We start from the raw sequence: 17242 nt of genomic DNA, 5'->3' as shown, positions 1-17242 counted from the left end.
TTATGACAATAAAAGAAATTCAAAACGAAATAATAGACGAATTTTCAATGTTCGACGACTGGATGCAGCGTTATGAATACATCATCGAACTAGGAAAAAGTCTTCCATTAATTAAAGAAGAATACAAAACCGATGAGAATTTAATCAAAGGATGTCAATCTAAAGTTTGGCTTCAAGGCGAACAAAAAGATGACAAAATTGTTTTTACTGCTGATAGTGATGCTATTTTGACAAAAGGAATAATCGCAATTTTAATTCGTGCTTTCTCCAATCAAAAAGCAGAAGACATTATAAATGCTGACACTGATTTTATTGATGAAATTGGTTTAAAAGAACATTTATCTGCAACACGCGCCAACGGTTTGGTTTCGATGATCAAAAACATCAAAATGTACGCTTTGGCTTTTGACGCTAAAAACAAGAACTAGAGATTTTAAACCATATAAGCGATGTAAGAAAATTTAAGTATTGCGCTTAAATTAATTGTAATGATAAAGCATCAGAAATATAAGGTTCTTAATTAAATGAACTTATATAACTTATATGGTAGAAAATCAATTATTGTAAGCTTTATCTTTCTTTTTTATTGCCTGTTATTGCTAAAAAAGCAGATGATAACAAAGAAATATTTGATGGATTTAATCTATCAAGTTAATGGAGCAGCGATTGAGGTTCATAAAAGTATTGGAGCGGGACTTTTAGAAAGTATTTACCATCAATGCATGATTAAAAAATTATCGTTACGAGGAATTAATTTTAAATCTGAATTGGTAATTCCAGTCGAATATAAAGGTTTAAAATTAGAATCAGATTTGAGATGTGATTTATTTATTGAAAATTGTTTAGTTCTTGAACTAAAATCAGTCGATCAAATTATACCGATTCATGTTGCAAAACTAATGTCTCATATGAAACTTTTAAAGTCACCAATTGGGCTAATGATAAATTTTAATGTTACAAATATTTACCACGAAGGTCAAAAAACATACGTCAACGAGTTATATCGCTGGCTAGAAGATTAAAAAACAAAATTAAATTTAAACCATAAAAGTAATATAAGAAATTATAAGCCTGCTGTTATACACACAGCAAATACAATGTTTAAATGAACTTATATAACTTATATGGTTGAAAAAACAAAAACAATGAGCCAAGAAATAGACACAAACGAATTAGGAGAATCAATCGTAAAAGTTTTAAAAGGAATTTACGATCCTGAGATTCCTGTAGATATTTATGAATTAGGATTAATTTACGATGTAATGGTAAATACAGATTACGAAGTAAAAATCCTAATGACATTAACTTCTCCAAACTGCCCAGTTGCAGAAAGTTTACCAAGAGAAGTTGAAGAAAAAGTAAAAACAATCGAAAACATCAAAGATGTAGAAGTTGAAATTACTTTTGATCCGCCTTGGAGTAAAGATTTAATGAGCGAAGAAGCGAAATTAGAATTAGGAATGCTTTAATATTTGTTTCAGGTTTAAAGTTTCAAGTTTCAGGTTACGCAACTTGAAACTTGAAACCTCAAACTCGAAACCATTTTTCATATGGAAGAAATCATCAATAAAGTTGCCAATAGTGCTTTAGAAGTTTTTGATTTAGAGGATTATTATCCAAAAGGAATCCGTACGCAAATTGACATTTCGCAATGGCTTTTGGAAGGTTTTTTATTAAAAGAAAAAGACTTTAGAGAACACCTTAAAAATCACGATTGGTCGCAATACCAAGACCAATATGTTGCTGTAAATTGTAGTACAGATGCTATTGTTCCGGCTTGGGCATTGATTTTGGTAAGTGTTCATTTGGCGCCTTATGCCCAAAAAATAGTCAATGGAACTATCGAAGATTTAGACGCTAGTTTATACGAAGAAATCTTAAGTAAAATTGATTATTCAGCCTACAAAAGCAAACCTGTAATTGTAAAAGGCTGCTCAAGAAAACCAGTTCCAATGCGTGCTTATATTTTGGCCGCGACTTATTTACAGCCATTTGCAAGGAGTATAATGTATGGCGAAGCTTGTTCGGCAGTACCATTATACAAAGAATCTAAGAAATAACCTGCTTTTACGATCGATTAAGTCCTGTACTTTTAACAGTTTTTTAGTATATTTGTTTATACACTTAAACTAAACAACTATGAGAAAGCTGACGTTATTACTCTTCATTTTAGCGAACTTTACTTTTGTTCAGGCACAAAATTCAGAAAAAGAATTAATTCAAAATACCGAAAAAGCGGTAAAAAAAATAAATGATACTATTGAGAAAGAAGGCTGGAAAGCAAAAGGAACCGTGTCTCTTTTGCTGAATCAGTCAAGCTTTAACAATTGGATTGCTGGAGGAGAAGACAGCTTTTCTGGAACTTTGGGAATCAATTATGATTTCAATTACAAAAAAGAAGATCTAACTTGGGATAACAAAATTTTGGCATCATACGGTCTTCTTCAAACCAAAAATGATGACTACACAAAGAAAACAGATGACCGTTTAGAATTCAATTCTATAGTCGGAAAAAAAGCTTTTGGGCAATGGTATTACTCATACTTTCTAAATTTTAGAACACAATTTTCTACTGGTTACATCTATGATAAAGATGCCAATGGAAAGCAAATAAGGACCGAACAAACTAAATTTATGTCTCCTGGTTATCTTACTACAGGTCCAGGTGTTTACTGGACTAAAGATGACAATCTTAAAATAAATTTTGCGCCTCTAACATCAAAATTCACTTTTGTAGACAACGCTTATACAACTGGAATCGATAGATTTACTGGTCTGCCATATGTTGATGGTTCTTATTTTGGTGTTGATGCTGATAAAAGCATGCGTTACGAACTAGGTTTTTATGCTTCTGTTTATTATAAATTAGCAATCATGACCAATGTCACAGCTGAAAACACCTTAAATCTTTACTCTAATTATTTAGAAGATCCTCAAAATGTAGACATCAATTACTCGCTGAATATTGTTATGAAAATAAACAAATTCCTTTCAGCAAACTTAGCCTTCCAAGCCATCTATGATGATAATGCGTTTGCAGGTCTTCAAACTAGAGAGGTATTTGGTTTAGGAGTTAATTTTGGATTCTAATTTGAAACTGCTTGTATTTTAGAACAAAGAACTCTACGTTTTTTTGTAAATCGAGTTTTTTATATAAACACAAAGTTCGCAAAGCTCTACGTAAATTTAGCTTTGCGAACTTTATATTTTTTGGAGATATTTTAATAAATTTTGACGCGCTCTGCGTTTACTGAATTATTCCTACTCCTCTTCTTCCTTTTCAACTGCATCCTTATAATCTGGATACAAAAATTTATTGTACGGGAATCTCGTTATATGAATCTGACGAACTGCTTCGTAGACCATTTCTCTAAATTCTTCAAAATTTTGCTTTTGTGTTGCCGAAATAAACAAAGTATTATTTTCTCCAACATTACTCATCCAAGTTTGTTTCCATTCCTCAAGTGTGTAATGTTTTCTTGTTCTTTCAGTAATCAAATCATCTTCATCAATAGTCAAGTGTCTATAAGCGTCGATTTTATTAAAAACCATAATTGTTGGTTTATCATTGCTTTTGATTTCCTGTAAAGTTTGATTTACCGATTCGATATGATCTTCAAAATCTGGATGCGAAATATCTACAACATGCAAAAGTAAATCGGCCTCACGAACCTCATCAAGTGTACTTTTGAAAGAATCTACCAATTGTGTTGGCAGTTTTCGAATAAATCCAACGGTATCCGAAAGTAAAAATGGCAGATTTTTAATTACTACTTTTCGAACTGTAGTATCTAATGTTGCGAACAATTTGTTTTCGACAAAAACATCACTTTTACCAATGGCATTCATCAAAGTCGATTTTCCAACGTTTGTATATCCAACCAAAGCCACACGAACCATTGCACCGCGATTACTTCTTTGAATACTCATTTGTTTGTCGATCGTTTTGATCTTATCCTTCAAAAGCGAAATACGATCACGTACAATACGTCTATCTGTTTCAATCTCCGTTTCACCAGGACCACGCATACCAATTCCACCTTTTTGACGCTCAAGGTGTGTCCATAAACCAGAAAGTCTTGGTAATAAATATTGGCATTGCGCCAATTCTACCTGAGTTCTTGCGTATGAAGTTTCGGCTCTCTGCGCAAAAATATCCAGAATCAAATTGGTTCTGTCAAGAATTTTACAATCGATAATTCTTGAAATATTCTTTTGTTGAGATGGCGACAATTCATCATCAAAAATTAAAGTCGATATATTGTTTTCTTTTACAAAAAGATTGATCTCATCAATTTTTCCCGTACCAACAAATGTCTTCGGGTTTGGACGCTCCATTTTTTGCGAAAAACGTTTTATAACTTCACCACCAGCGGTAAAAGTTAAAAACTCTAACTCGTCCAAATATTCGTTAAGTTTTTCCTCACTTTGATTTTGAGTTACAATACCAACAATGGCAGTTCTCTCAAAATTTATAACTTCTTTTTCTAACATAGCTTTGAATAAGTTGCAAATTTAATGATTTGCCTGCTACTTACAATTATAGAATTAGGTTTTTAAATTGTATTTAAAAAGATAAGCCATTTATAAACCATGTTTTACAAAGGATTTTCTTTTATAAAACTTGTTTACAAATGGCTTAAAATGGCTTAAAACGTATTTATTCGTAAATAAAGGTTTTCTCTGTTTTTACAATTCCGTTTTCTTCAATTTGTGAACATGAAATTGGAAAATTTAATTTGTTGTATTTATATTTTCTGCTTACAGCAACTAAAACAGCAGATGACGGACTAAAATTCATTTCGTTGTTGTATGAAATTGACTCAAAGCTAAATTCATCTTCATGATAAGAAATCATTGGAACGATTACTTTATAGTTGTCACCAAAAAGGCTTTGAACAATTAACTGATCTACAGATTTTTTATCATCATAAGTGAATGATTTAGAAATTTTATCTCCAACTAATCCTTTATGTTTAGATACATTATCGTTTACGTAAACATATTCGATTTTCCCGATAATTGCCTTGTTTCTATCACGAGAAGTACGTCTTACAATAATTCCATTTTCTACTATATATTCAATATCATCAACTAAATTCTGGTGATTTGTACTTTTTTTCGTAGTTACTTTTACTCGAGCTCCTTCGTATATAAAAGTGACCACTTTTGTTATATAGTCAGGTCCTTCCTGGTATTTTTTTACAAATTTAGTAATGTTATTATCGGCATTATAAGTGTAATTAATAACTTCTTTCCAGTCGCTGCCCACTTTGTCTTTAACAGTCATATCAAGCAAACCATTTTTATTATAAAAAAAATGCTGAATAACGTCTGAAGTGGTAATTGTTTGAAGTTTACCATCTTTAAATACAACTGTCTTGTTTACAATTTCACCGTCTTTTGAGTTTTGGTAATTTGTTTTTACAATGTTGATTTGCTTTAATTTCACAGGAGTATCGTCCTGGCTATGTGCTAAGAGAGGAAATACCATCAATATGATGGCAATAAAGTAGATTTTCATTTTGTTTTTGTATTGATTTGGGATGACCAAAATACAAAATTCTGTCAAAAATTAACAATTAAAAGCTTAAAAAAGGTCAAAATGCTCTGCAGCAGATTAAAACTGAATTTCTAATTCTATTTTACTTTTCTCCAAAAATCTTTACATCATCAACCATAAAAGCACCATTAAGCGTTTTGTCTTTTCCAGATCCTACATACCTAAAACCGATATTAATATTTCCTGAATAAGATGATAAATCGATACCGCCAGAACTTATAAATTGACGCACTGGAGTTGAAAGTACAGGAATCTTTGCGTCCAGTTTTGTCCATTTTGCTTTTGTTATATTCGAACCATCAAAATTTGTTGAAACATAAACTTCTAATGTATTTAACGGCGAATCAACTTTTAAATCATGTTGCGCACTTCTAAAAGACAATACCGCATTCTTATATCCTGTTAAATTAATTTTAGGAGAAACCAGCCAAGCAATATTTTCTGCAGCTGTTGTGCTTGTGCTATTAAATTCGGCATAGCCATTTCCTGCATAAACGATACTCTTCCATAATTTTGTTGCTTTTTCTACAATATTACTCCAACCGGGAAGTGCAAAATTGACATTGTTTTTAACTGTTTGAAAATCTTCTGAAAAAAACGGAGTATTTCTTTTCCCATTCATTACAACATCATTTTCTGATCGTACCATCAATTGATAATCTGAACCATATTTGGTTAGAATTCCTCTAACTTTTCCACTTCCATTTGGCACAAAATGATCTGCGAATTTTGCATAACTGCTCGTTCTAAAAATAATTTGATTTCCCGTTTTATCACGAAGATTCCAATTTGTTGATCCTCCCACATTATTTGATTCTTCAAAATAATGGCGATCAAGAGCTGCTTCTGTAAACTCTACATCATTGAACTCTATTAATGTATTTAATTTACTATCCACAAGTGCTTCTTCTATTGAAAGTGGCTCTACTAATTGGTTTTCATCAATTATAGTACACGAAGCATTTAATACATTCTTAAAATCATTTTGGGAAATTCTGCCAATTGCAGGATCACCTGAATTGCTAACATATAAACTTCCTATTCTTAAACCTCCATAATAAAGATCTGTGAATTGATTTTTGAGTTTTACATAAACTTTGTTCCCTAAGCGATAATCAATATAAGTATTTGAAACATCCACTGAAACACTAAACCCGACTGCGGGACTATTAACCGCTGCTTTTGTTTGCAGTGAAATAGTTTTAAAAAAATTCCCTCCTTCGTCGCTCGATACTACATATGCTTCAATAATATCATCATATAAATATTGTTTTGCAGTACTGCTTGAAAGCTCGTACACCTTTTCGACTGTTTTATTAACGGTAAAATCTGGTTGTGTACAAACTAGTTTTGGAGTTTCAACTTCGGTCTTGCAGCTGAAAACAAATAGCAATACTGACGCAAAAAATGAGTTTAGAATTATATTTTTCATGATAAATAAATTTCGTTTATAAACCGATTGTGAGATTTAAGAAATAAGTTCTGCCGTAACCATAGTAATATTTTGGTCCAAACGAAGGAGTTCCGCTGGATACGTCTTGATTTAAAGCTCTAAAGTTTGCATTCCGAGCCTGTTCAAAACCGCCTGTTTTATACATTGAATTCAGAACATTATTGACGCTGGCAAAAAGTCCGATATATTTTTTATGAACCCGCCAAGATTTCCCTCCATTAATATTTAATAAGGTTATGGGATCAAATTTTTCTTGTTTTAATAATTCATTCCCTCTTTCAGATGTTGCTTCGGGAAAAGGAAATCCATTTGCGGGATTAATGTAAAACTGAGAAGTTCGCGAAATTGGAGAAACATCAATATAATTATCTGTCAAATAATTTATATTAGTTCCAATCCACCAAAATTTAGGATCACGATATTCCAAACCAACTGAAAAGGCGCTTTGAGGTGTTCCAGATTGTTTGTAGTTTTTAAGATAGGCGGAACCAAAGTCAAAAGTAGTCTGCACTCCATTTTTTGTCGCATTCGCATCATTTGTAATCGATACATTTGGATTACTGTTGTAAACATAATTACCATAAGCGGTACTTAAGGTTGTTTTTAATGTTGATGAGATTTGATATTCGAAACTCAGCTCTGCTCCCGTATTTTTTTTGTCCAAATGTGTTAAAGTCTGACTTACAAAAGCATCAGTTGCATCATAACCTGCGCCATTATCAAAAATTCCTTCAGCATAGAAAAAAGACGTTTTTGACGTGTTTTTAATTAAAGTATAATAAGCCGTTAACCGCATTTTAAGTTTTGGAGAACTATACATATAATTGGCTTCGGCACTGCTTATGTTCTCACTTTCGATTCCGTTAACTATATTATTATTTAAACGTGAATTTGAAAATGTATTTCGAAGAGACGGTGCTCTTGTAAGATGAGCACCATTAAAAAACAGCCATTGTTTTCCCGAAATTTTATAGGTGAAGCCTCCTTTAAAACCAAAATTCTCAAAATTTACTTTCTCACTTTTCCCTAAAGATATTGTGGCATAAATTCCGTTTTGATACAATCCTTCTCTTTGATAATTAGATACCGAATAAGATTGTGCCAAATAAAAATCGGTTCTCTTATAAGAAAATTTAAACTGTGTAAAAGCATCGATTGTATTGGCTAAAAAATTATAATTGTAACCAAAAACGTCTCCCTCTTTTACCTGTCTATTTGGGTTCTGCAGATCAGATTGAGAAAAATCTCCCTTATAAAATGGGTCGATATCTTCAAAATATTTTCCGCCGAGAAGGTCTAGTAAATATTGAAAATTATGCGATTTTAAATTTCGATATGTAACGCCTCCGTCAAAAGAAATATTTGGAGTAATCTGAGTATTTAAGTTAGAATTTACTGCAAAACTTTTATCATCCGTTCTATCTTCATATAAAATATAATGACTTTGCGCTGGCTCGTAACCATTTTGTCCTGGTTTTTGATTTGCAAAATACATGGCATTCCAATCTATTTGGGAATTTGCCAAAAATATGGTTTTACTTTTCTCTGCATTTTCATAATCTGGAGTAAATTCACCTGAAAACTCTCCTTTATCTTTTGCATAAAGTGAGCTAAAATAACTTGGCATTTTTCTATAATAAACTGGATCGGGACTATCTGCATTTTGATAATCAATATTACTGTTTCCAACTTTCCCAAATTGATACATTAAACTCGAATTTAGGTTTGTTTTTTCATTTATTTTAAAATAATGATTGAGCATAAAAAGAGGTTCTTCAACCTTTTTCACTCTTGCATTTCGCTTTTTTTCATTCTGAAATCCCCAGTACGAATTGTAGGTTTCGCCCATTAAACTAGTTACTTCTGCTGTATTTGGAGAATTTTTCCCGCGGGAATTTGGCGTATAAAACCCTGTAAAATTGAGAGAATGTTTATTATTTAATTTCTTTTCGACGCTCATAAAAAAAGAATCGGCATCAAAATTTGTTCCTTCAAAATAACCTTCGCCTGCCCATCTTTTACCTGCTGAAACCACATAAGCCCAACCCGAAGCATTCATTCCTGAAGCATATGTTCCAATTGCGCGTAAACTAAAAGTTGTATTACTTCCTGAGAAGGTAAACTGTGCTCCTTTTCGATATAAAGAAGCTCGTGTAAAAATCTGCTGCGTTCCCAGAATACCTCCAAAAGTATAGTTTGAAGCTGCTGTTCCAATCGAAAAATCCTGATTGCGAAGCACATTATTTAATCCGCCCCAATTGTTCCATTGCGGTCTGCCGTCGTAGATTTTATTCATCGTCATTCCGTTCAGCATCATGGTGCCGTTTTCGCTGTCCAGACCACGAATCCTAAATCTTGCCTGACTCCAATTAAATGCTGATGCTTGCATAAAAGCATCTTTTGAAGACTGCAAAAGCCCTGAAGTCATTTCTGACGAGCTGTTATCATCAGACAAATCACTATCTAATAAAGTTATCAATGCGGCAGGGACTTCATCTGAATAGATATCTTCTAACTGTAATACGCCGAGATATATAATCTGACCAAAATTTGAATGAATTTTTAGAAGTAAATCTTTGCAGTTTTGATTGTGAATCAAAAGCAGCTGTTCTCCTTCTATAGAAGAATGCAGTTCAAATTTGCCGCTTTTAGAAGTAAGTTTTGTTATAGAAGAATTTTGAATGCTTACTACAACATTCTCGAGAGGGTTTTGCGTTTTTGAATCAATAACAACTCCTCTAAAGATTGTTTCTTGTGCAAAAGCAAAACTAAAAGACCCTAGAATAAAAAAGATGATGTATTTTTTTACCATTAAAATTCCAATTTATTTTGAAAATTGTTTTCGGATATTAATCCTATTCAAAAAATAAAATTGGCTTTTGGAAAAGAGCTTTGTCTTGTTGATAATACAAACAACAAAGAGTTCAAATATAGATAAATTATTGTAAAAGAAAATAAATTCTTACAAAATTTAAAGATTACATATTAATTTATGAAATCTGAAGGCAAAAACATTTAAGCTGTTGTTCTAATTTTAGAAACCATAAAGGCAATAAGAACACCAAAGATTCCGATAAAAGCAAAAGAAAACTGAAGTCCGAAGTTTTGAGCAATATGTCCGATAACTGGCGGTCCCATTAAGAAACCCAGAAAACTAACACTTGAAACGATTGTTAATGCTTCTCCAGGCGGAACAGTTGGATTTTTTCCAGCCATACTGTAAACTGTGGGAACAATAGTTGCTACACCTAAACCAACTGCCATAAAGGCAATTGTACACGGAATAATATAAGGAAGAAAAACTGCTGTAAAAAGTCCCGCAGAAATTAAGATTCCGCTAATTTGCATTACACGTTCACGTCCAAATTTATTGATCAATCCGTCGCCTAGAAACCTTCCGCCGGCCATCATAATCATAAATGAAGTATATCCTAAAATAACTAATGGTCCAGGTGCTTTTACTATATCTTTAAAGTAAACGCCACTCCAGTCAAACATTACTCCTTCGCTTGCCATACTGCAAAATCCAATAACACCAAGCCAAATTAATGCGCTGTCTGGTTTTGTAAACAGTTTTTTCTTTTCGGCAGTATGTTTAATTTTTTCTTTGGCTTTGACCAAATATTTAAAATTAAAAACGACCATTAAAAGTACTACGCCGCCAACAATGAGAAAATGATGTAAAGGTGTTAAGTTTAGTGCTAACATTCCCAATCCTACTAATGCTCCTGTAAATCCGGCAAAACTCCACATGCCATGAAACGAAGACATGATTGTTTTTTTAAAAAGAACTTCGGTATAAACACCTTGAGTATTAACAGCAATGTTTGCCAAGTTCCCGAATAATCCAAACAAAAACAGACCTAACGACAACTGCAGAGCTGACGTTGCTAATCCTAAATTTGCCAAGCATAGAACATACATAATTAAAGAAAACACCAAAATACGATGACTTCCAAATTTAGTGACCATTTTACCTGAAAATGGCATGATAACTAACTGTCCCATTGGTAAGGCGAAAAGAATAGAACCTAAATCACCTTCGGTTAAGTGCAAAGCGGTTTTAATATCTGGAATCCTGCTTGCCCAAGTTGCAAAACTTAATCCCATTCCAAAATAAAACATTCCAACAGCAAAGCGAATTCGGTTCAGGTAAGAAGCTTTTGCTTCTCTAAAAACTTTCTTGATTTTTCCTTTTGTCTGGAATAGTTGTAATGGATTGAAATTTATCAAAATGGACGCTTTTTTAGGTTTGACAGTATAAAAGTACAAAAAAGAGATTTTATTGACTGCCAAACCCTACTAGTTCTACAAGTTATAACGTTGTAGTTTTATAAGTTGAAGCTATAAAATGTTTTTAACACATAAAAACATTCATTTTTACTAGACTCAAAAACAAGATTCGATGCATTAAAACTAACCCGTTGGGTATAAATATTTTTAACACAATAGGAACATAGATTTGTTTCTTATTGTTTCCTTTTTAGATGTAGAAATCTATGTTTCTATGTGTTTAGTATGTTTACAAACTAGATTAAATCTTATAAGTTAATCGCTTTTTTCTCTGCATTACTTGCAATTGCAGCTTCGATGATCTGCATTACTTTTACACCGTCTTGCGCTGTAACCGGTTCTATTGTATCATTTGATATTGAATTAAAAACGCCATCGAAAAAAGAGAAATAATTTCCTTGAAGAGTTGGTACTTTTTCGCGAATCACTTTTCCGTTAATTTCAGTATGAAGTATTCCTTGTAAATCTTCAGATTCAGTTCCCCATGTTTCTAAATTGGGTTTCTTTCCTATTTTCAATTCATCTTCCTGAATGTCACCACGAGATTTTAAGAAACTTCCCTTTTTTCCATGAATTGTGTATGCCGGATTAGCTTCTCTAACAAAGAAACCTGCTTTTAAACGCACTCTAAAATCTTCATAAATCAATAATAGATCAATCCAGTCATCTACTAAAGAATTTTCTCTTGTAATTCTGATATCTCCAAAAACTGATTTGGGAGAGCCAAATAAACAAACTGCCTGATCTATAATATGGGGACCTAAATCTTTTAGAACTCCTGCTCCATCATTTGCAGTTTCTTTATGCGCTTTTGGGCTTAATAAAGGATTGTATCTGTCAAAATGAATTTCGGCTTCTACCAAATCTCCTAAAACTCCGTTATGAATTATTTTTTGAACGGTTTTAAAATCGCTGTCCCATCTTCTGTTTTGAAAAACGGCTAGTTTTAATCCTTTTTCTTTTGCTAGTGCAGCAAGTTCTTCGGCTTCGGCAACAGTTGTTGTAAAAGCTTTTTCTACAACGGCATGTTTTCCCGCCAAAAGTACTTTTTTGGCATATTCATAATGAGTTCCAACTGGTGTATTTACAATTACCAAATCAACATCATCGGCTAATAAATCATCGATTGAAGGATAACTTTTTACCTCTGGATAATCTTCCTGAATGAGTTTTTTACTTCTTTCCCAAGATCCCAATAACTCAAAACCGGGATGAATATCTAAAAATGGAGCGTGAAAAACTTTCCCTGACATTCCGTATGATAATAGTGCTGTTTTAATTTTTTGCATGTTGTTTTAGTTTTTTTTGCCACAAATTAATGTGATTAAAAAGGATTTCTTTTTTGCCACGAATTACACGAAGTTTTTTAAGTTTTCGATCACAGTGATTTGTAAAAATTCATATAATTCGTGGCGAAAAAACTCAAAAAAATCCTTTTAATCTGTGTAATCTGTGGCCAAATAAATTTATAGTTTAGCTCTTTCGTATTGTTCCGGCCAGTGAATATCGTCGTTTAATGCTGCGGCAAAATCTAAAGGTAAGTTAGGATTTCTTAATGATGCTCTGGCAAACAAAATTAAATCGGCTTGACCATTATTAAGGATTTCTTCGGCTTGTTTTGCCTCAGTAATTAAACCAACTGCGCCTGTGGCAATCTGTACTTCTTTTTTGATTTTTTCTGCAAAATGAACTTGATAACCTGGACCAACAGGAATTTTTTGATGTGAAACCAATCCTCCTGATGAAACATCGATTAAATCTACTCCTTTTTCTTTTAAAATTTTTGAAAGTTTTACAGACTCTTCAAGATTCCAGCCTCCTTCTGCCCAATCTGTTGCTGAAATTCTAACGATTAGAGGGAAATCTTTTGGCCATTCCGTTTGAACAGCTTCTAGAATTTCAAGCGTAAAACGAATTCTATTTTCAAAGCTTCCGCCGTATTCATCAGTTCTAACATTTGTTAAAGGCGATAAAAACTGATGTAACAAATATCCGTGTGCGGCATGAATTTCTAAAACTTTATATCCAGCTTCAACAGCTCTTTTTGTTGCTGTCTTAAAGTCAGTAATTACTTTTTGAATTCCGTTTTGGTCTAAAGCTTCTGGAAGAAATGGCTCGTTATCATGATACGGAATCGCACTTGCTCCAACAGTCTGCCATCCGTCATGATCGACATCTAATTTTTTATTTCCAAGCCACGGAGCCGAAACACTTGCTTTTCGTCCTGCATGTGCCAATTGAATTCCTGGAACCGAATTTTGAGAACTAATAAATTCGGTAATCTGTTTTAGTTTATTAATATGTTCCTCTTTCCAGATTCCAAGATCGGCAGGAGAAATTCTAGCTTCTGGCGAAACTGCTGTCGCTTCCTGAATAATCAATCCTGCGCCTCCGCTGGCACGGCTTCCTAAATGAACCAAATGCCAATCGTTTGCAAAACCATCAACAGCCGAATATTGACACATTGGCGAAATAGCAATTCTATTTTTTAAGGTTATATTTTTGATTACTAAAGGAGAAAATAATTGTGATGCCATATTTGTAACTTTTAATGGTTTTGTGCTACCAATTGAAATGACAGCATCTTAAAACGTAAAGTTACGGCATCTTGTTAAAACGAGAAATTTAAATGTTTGTTTATTAACAAACATTTAAAACCTTAAACGTTATCTTGCGGTCTTAAATTAAAATGGAAAACGCTACTTTTGTGCGTTAAATACGAACTAAAATTATAAAATGGATATAGTTATCAAACTCTCTCAATTTCTATTGAGTTTATCTTTACTTATTATTCTTCATGAATTAGGGCATTTTATCCCTGCAAAATTGTTTAAAACAAGAGTCGAAAAATTTTACTTATTTTTTGATGTTAAATATTCGCTGTTAAAAAAGAAAATTGGCGAAACGGAATACGGAATCGGATGGTTACCGCTTGGAGGTTATGTGAAAATCTCTGGAATGATCGATGAGAGTATGGACAAAGATCAAATGGCTTTGCCTCCGCAGCCTTGGGAATTTCGTTCTAAACCAGCTTGGCAGCGTTTGATTATTATGCTGGGTGGTGTTACGGTAAACTTTATCCTTGCATTTATCATCTATATAGGAATGGCATTTGCTTATGGAGATACGTATGTGGCTAATGCCGATTTGAAAGACGGAGTTTATATTGAAAATCCCGCAATGATTAAAGCCGGATTTAGAACGGGTGATAAAATTGTTTCAATTGACGGTAAAAAAGTTGAAAACTTTGACAACGACATGAACATAAATGTGATCATGGCTAAGAATGTCGTAATTGAAAGAGATGGAAAACAACAAACAATTAATATTCCAAGTGATTTTGTTGATCAATTATCTAAATATGAAAAAGGATTACTAATTGGTATCAGAATGCCTTTTGTTGTGGGTAAGATCACCGAAGATTCTGAGAACACTTCTTTGAAAGCAAAAGATTTGATTACATCCCTTAATGGTCAAAAAGTAAAATATTTTGATGAAGCTAAAGTTATTTTAGAGGCAAACAAAGGAAAAACAATTCCTGCTGTTGTTTTACGCGATTTAAAAGAAACTCCTATTACAGTAAAGGTTTCTAATGCTGGAAAGCTAGGAATTGGTGTGGGTACTTTAGGAATGGAATCTTTAGAGAAATTAGGATACTATAAAGTGAGTACAAAAGAATATGGTTTCTTGGAATCTATTCCTGTAGGAATTGAAAAAGGAAAAGATCAATTAGTAGGTTACGGAAAACAATTGAAAATGATTTTTAACCCTGAAACAAAAGCTTACAAACAAGTAGGTGGTTTTGCGGCGATTTATAACATTTTTCCAAGTTCTTGGAGCTGGGAAACTTTCTGGTCAATCACAGCTTTGCTATCAATTATGCTTGGAGTTATGAATTTATTGCCAATTCCGGCACTTGATGGCGGTCATGTGATGTTTTTATTATACGAAATAATTAGCGGTAAAAAACCAAGCGATAAATTCCTTGAAAACTCCCAAATGGTTGGCTTCGTACTACTTATAGCGTTACTTTTGTTCGCAAATGGAAACGATATTTACAAGGCAATTATGAAGTAGAAAAAAAAATTGAGAAAAAGAGTTAAAATATTTTTGAGAAACTAAAAAATCGATTATATTTGCACTCGCTAAAAAGAGCAACATCTTCCTCCTTAGCTCAGTTGGTTAGAGCATCTGACTGTTAATCAGAGGGTCCTTGGTTCGAGCCCAAGAGGGGGAGCAACTTTTTTTAGCAAACATATTTACCTTTAAGGTGATTCCTCCTTAGCTCAGTTGGTTAGAGCATCTGACTGTTAATCAGAGGGTCCTTGGTTCGAGCCCAAGAGGGGGAGCTTAAAAAAAAAAAGACTATCATTTCGATAGTCTTTTTTTGTTTCAATACCTTATTCTTTATTTTTTAGCGATTTCATTGTTCCCGTTTTTACTTTCGAACAACTTCATCATTTCTTCAGCTTTTTCTATTTCACTTATTGCTTTTAAAGATTGTGCATATCTAAAATAAAATACTGCATCTAAATTTGCCTCAAGTTCAATAAGCTTTGAATAGTACTTGGCTGCTTCTTCGTAATTATCTTCAAAATAGTACTTGTCAGCCACTTTTTTAAGCATGTCTACAGATTTGTATCCTTTATCTAAAACATGAGCATAAGTGTTTAAAATATTTATGTTTGCCGAGTTCTCCGTATATGCCGGCATAACTACGTCTACTTTTATTGGATTAATTTTTTGCGACATGGTATCAACAATAGCTTTCGACGGCAATATCATCTCTGTTTTTCTAACTTTTGCCTTTTTGTATATTGGAGTAACGGTTCTTGTATTATTTGGTCCAAGATCGTTCGTATATACCATATCAAGCTTTGAAACTTCATACTTTGTTGTTCTTTTTCCAAAAGGCATATTTATTATCTCTACAACCAAATAAGAATCAATAACAAGATCTTCATTTGATTTGCTATCAACTTTTGACTGCGTTTTTCCAGTTCCAGCATGAGCAATAGTCTGCTCTATAGACTGAGCGTAACAACTAAAAGAAAAAACGCATACAATTACTCTAAAAAGTACTGCATTTGTTTTCATGATGATTTGATTTTGATTAAAAGGGTCGTAATACTATATAAAGGTACCGCATTACAAACTTTTTATTTGAATATGACTACGAACTGCGTCAAAAAACGTTTAAATGCAGAATCACGCTTAAAAGCAGCAACTAATTAGTACAAAAAAAGCGCTGCAAATTGTATTGCAGCGCTTTTTTATTTTTCTAAAAATTTGAATCAAACTTATACTCCTATTTTTTTAACAGCTTCCAACTCATTTATAATTTAGTTTTCAATCTCTTTTGTGCGAAAAATTGTATTTTTGTTTTGTCCTGAAATCGCAGCAAATTGTATCGTACAAAAATAGCTTGTATTTTATAGCACCCATCCTTTTTTCAGGAATTTTAAATATCTTTGAATTATGAGCACACTAACAAAACCAAATCATATAGGGCGAAAAATAAGCCGTATTCGTGAACTTCGCGATATGAAACAGGAAGCTTTGGCACAGGCTTTAGGCACAACCCAGCAGACTATTTCGATTATTGAAAACAGCGAAACAGTTGACGATGAAAAACTTCAGGCAATTGCCGAAATATTAGGCGTAACTGTTGAAGGAATTAAAAATTTCTCTGAAGAAGCGGTTTTAAATATTATCGGAAATACATATCAAGATAATGGTATTGTGAATGCTGGTCTTAATTATAATTGCAATTTCAACCCGCTTGATAAAGTCGTAGAACTTTTCGAACGTTTGGTTCAGGCTGAAAAAGATAAAGTGGAGTATTTAGAGAAGTTGTTGAAAGGGAAATAGAACTTTCTTTTTAAAACACAATTATCATAAAAAAAAGCGCTGCAAATTCTATTGCAGCGCTT

At 32.9% G+C, this 17242-nt stretch carries 15 protein-coding genes and 2 tRNA genes; 9 read left to right on the top strand and 8 right to left on the bottom strand.

The genetic code is table 11. The annotated features are described in order from the left end of the window. Positions 1 to 2: 2 nt before the first annotated feature. The 5 genes from NLG42_RS05610 (at position 3) to NLG42_RS05590 (ending at position 3090) form a co-directional block, all read left to right on the top strand. Positions 3 to 428, top strand: a complete 426-nt coding sequence (locus NLG42_RS05610) for a SufE family protein (protein ID WP_089058959.1) — start codon at positions 3 to 5, stop codon at positions 426 to 428. Between the two features lie 183 nt (positions 429 to 611). After that, entirely contained in the window at positions 612 to 1022 is a 411-nt protein-coding gene (locus NLG42_RS05605) for a GxxExxY protein (protein ID WP_257683223.1), read from the top strand. 123 nt (positions 1023 to 1145) lie between these two features. Continuing rightward, positions 1146 to 1469: an SUF system Fe-S cluster assembly protein gene (locus NLG42_RS05600; protein ID WP_089058970.1), complete on the top strand. Its 324-nt coding sequence runs from the start codon at positions 1146 to 1148 to the stop codon at positions 1467 to 1469. A gap of 81 nt (positions 1470 to 1550) precedes the next feature. Then, positions 1551 to 2060, top strand: coding sequence for a DUF2480 family protein (locus NLG42_RS05595; protein WP_257683222.1), 510 nt, complete (start codon positions 1551 to 1553; stop codon positions 2058 to 2060). Between the two features lie 79 nt (positions 2061 to 2139). Then, positions 2140 to 3090, top strand: coding sequence for a DUF3078 domain-containing protein (locus NLG42_RS05590; protein ID WP_099717782.1), 951 nt, complete (start codon positions 2140 to 2142; stop codon positions 3088 to 3090). A gap of 171 nt (positions 3091 to 3261) precedes the next feature. On the opposite strand, the gene hflX is transcribed toward NLG42_RS05590, so the two are convergent. The 7 genes from hflX to NLG42_RS05555 all read right to left on the bottom strand — a co-directional run bounded on the left by hflX (position 3262) and on the right by NLG42_RS05555 (position 13846). Beyond that, complete coding sequence (hflX, locus tag NLG42_RS05585) at positions 3262 to 4494, bottom strand: GTPase HflX (RefSeq protein ID WP_257683221.1); 1233 nt, start codon at positions 4492 to 4494, stop codon at positions 3262 to 3264. 166 nt (positions 4495 to 4660) lie between these two features. Further along, the gene (locus NLG42_RS05580; RefSeq protein ID WP_089058953.1) at positions 4661 to 5524 is read right to left on the bottom strand and encodes a hypothetical protein; all 864 of its coding nucleotides are present in this window, start codon (positions 5522 to 5524) and stop codon (positions 4661 to 4663) included. Positions 5525 to 5645: 121 nt separating this feature from the next. Further along, entirely contained in the window at positions 5646 to 6995 is a 1350-nt protein-coding gene (locus NLG42_RS05575; RefSeq protein WP_257683220.1) for a DUF5689 domain-containing protein, read from the bottom strand. A 16-nt stretch (positions 6996 to 7011) separates the two neighbouring features. Further along, positions 7012 to 9828, bottom strand: coding sequence for a TonB-dependent receptor (locus tag NLG42_RS05570; protein WP_257683219.1), 2817 nt, complete (start codon positions 9826 to 9828; stop codon positions 7012 to 7014). Between the two features lie 203 nt (positions 9829 to 10031). Beyond that, positions 10032 to 11249, bottom strand: a complete 1218-nt coding sequence (locus NLG42_RS05565) for an MFS transporter (RefSeq protein WP_089058950.1) — start codon at positions 11247 to 11249, stop codon at positions 10032 to 10034. A gap of 308 nt (positions 11250 to 11557) precedes the next feature. Then, a complete protein-coding gene (locus tag NLG42_RS05560; protein ID WP_089058949.1) occupies positions 11558 to 12598 on the bottom strand; it encodes a Gfo/Idh/MocA family oxidoreductase in 1041 nt (346 codons plus the stop codon). A 177-nt stretch (positions 12599 to 12775) separates the two neighbouring features. Continuing rightward, entirely contained in the window at positions 12776 to 13846 is a 1071-nt protein-coding gene (locus NLG42_RS05555) for an NADH:flavin oxidoreductase/NADH oxidase (RefSeq protein WP_257683218.1), read from the bottom strand. A 199-nt stretch (positions 13847 to 14045) separates the two neighbouring features. On the opposite strand from NLG42_RS05555, the gene rseP reads away from it, so the two are divergent. From rseP to NLG42_RS05540, 3 genes are all read left to right on the top strand, one after another. Further along, positions 14046 to 15386, top strand: coding sequence for an RIP metalloprotease RseP (gene rseP / locus NLG42_RS05550; protein WP_257683217.1), 1341 nt, complete (start codon positions 14046 to 14048; stop codon positions 15384 to 15386). A gap of 86 nt (positions 15387 to 15472) precedes the next feature. Beyond that, positions 15473 to 15546: transfer RNA gene (locus NLG42_RS05545), tRNA-Asn, on the top strand. A 38-nt stretch (positions 15547 to 15584) separates the two neighbouring features. Further along, a tRNA-Asn gene (locus NLG42_RS05540) sits at positions 15585 to 15658 on the top strand. A 58-nt stretch (positions 15659 to 15716) separates the two neighbouring features. On the opposite strand, the gene NLG42_RS05535 is transcribed toward NLG42_RS05540, so the two are convergent. Then, entirely contained in the window at positions 15717 to 16406 is a 690-nt protein-coding gene (locus tag NLG42_RS05535) for a tetratricopeptide repeat protein (protein ID WP_257683216.1), read from the bottom strand. Positions 16407 to 16787: 381 nt separating this feature from the next. On the opposite strand from NLG42_RS05535, the gene NLG42_RS05530 reads away from it, so the two are divergent. Then, positions 16788 to 17180, top strand: a complete 393-nt coding sequence (locus NLG42_RS05530) for a helix-turn-helix domain-containing protein (protein ID WP_257683215.1) — start codon at positions 16788 to 16790, stop codon at positions 17178 to 17180. Positions 17181 to 17242: the final 62 nt, after the last annotated feature.

The sequence above is a fragment of the Flavobacterium plurextorum genome, assembly GCF_024638035.1.
GTDB classification, from domain to species: domain Bacteria; phylum Bacteroidota; class Bacteroidia; order Flavobacteriales; family Flavobacteriaceae; genus Flavobacterium; species Flavobacterium plurextorum.
The sequence above is the reverse complement of the archived record's forward strand: the minus strand, read 5'-3'. Positions and strand labels throughout refer to the sequence as shown.

What these genes read in the sequence shown, in the direction of transcription:
- NLG42_RS05610 (WP_089058959.1), top strand. Translation starts at nt 3, where the DNA reads ATGACAATAAAAGAAATTCAAAACGAAATAATAGACGAATTTTCAATG.
- NLG42_RS05605 (WP_257683223.1), top strand. Translation starts at nt 612, where the DNA reads ATGATAACAAAGAAATATTTGATGGATTTAATCTATCAAGTTAATGGA.
- NLG42_RS05600 (WP_089058970.1), top strand. Translation starts at nt 1,146, where the DNA reads ATGAGCCAAGAAATAGACACAAACGAATTAGGAGAATCAATCGTAAAA.
- NLG42_RS05595 (WP_257683222.1), top strand. Translation starts at nt 1,551, where the DNA reads ATGGAAGAAATCATCAATAAAGTTGCCAATAGTGCTTTAGAAGTTTTT.
- NLG42_RS05590 (WP_099717782.1), top strand. Translation starts at nt 2,140, where the DNA reads ATGAGAAAGCTGACGTTATTACTCTTCATTTTAGCGAACTTTACTTTT.
- hflX (WP_257683221.1), bottom strand. Translation starts at nt 4,494, where the DNA reads ATGTTAGAAAAAGAAGTTATAAATTTTGAGAGAACTGCCATTGTTGGT.
- NLG42_RS05580 (WP_089058953.1), bottom strand. Translation starts at nt 5,524, where the DNA reads ATGAAAATCTACTTTATTGCCATCATATTGATGGTATTTCCTCTCTTA.
- NLG42_RS05575 (WP_257683220.1), bottom strand. Translation starts at nt 6,995, where the DNA reads ATGAAAAATATAATTCTAAACTCATTTTTTGCGTCAGTATTGCTATTT.
- NLG42_RS05570 (WP_257683219.1), bottom strand. Translation starts at nt 9,828, where the DNA reads ATGGTAAAAAAATACATCATCTTTTTTATTCTAGGGTCTTTTAGTTTT.
- NLG42_RS05560 (WP_089058949.1), bottom strand. Translation starts at nt 12,598, where the DNA reads ATGCAAAAAATTAAAACAGCACTATTATCATACGGAATGTCAGGGAAA.
- NLG42_RS05555 (WP_257683218.1), bottom strand. Translation starts at nt 13,846, where the DNA reads ATGGCATCACAATTATTTTCTCCTTTAGTAATCAAAAATATAACCTTA.
- rseP (WP_257683217.1), top strand. Translation starts at nt 14,046, where the DNA reads ATGGATATAGTTATCAAACTCTCTCAATTTCTATTGAGTTTATCTTTA.
- NLG42_RS05535 (WP_257683216.1), bottom strand. Translation starts at nt 16,406, where the DNA reads ATGAAAACAAATGCAGTACTTTTTAGAGTAATTGTATGCGTTTTTTCT.
- NLG42_RS05530 (WP_257683215.1), top strand. Translation starts at nt 16,788, where the DNA reads ATGAGCACACTAACAAAACCAAATCATATAGGGCGAAAAATAAGCCGT.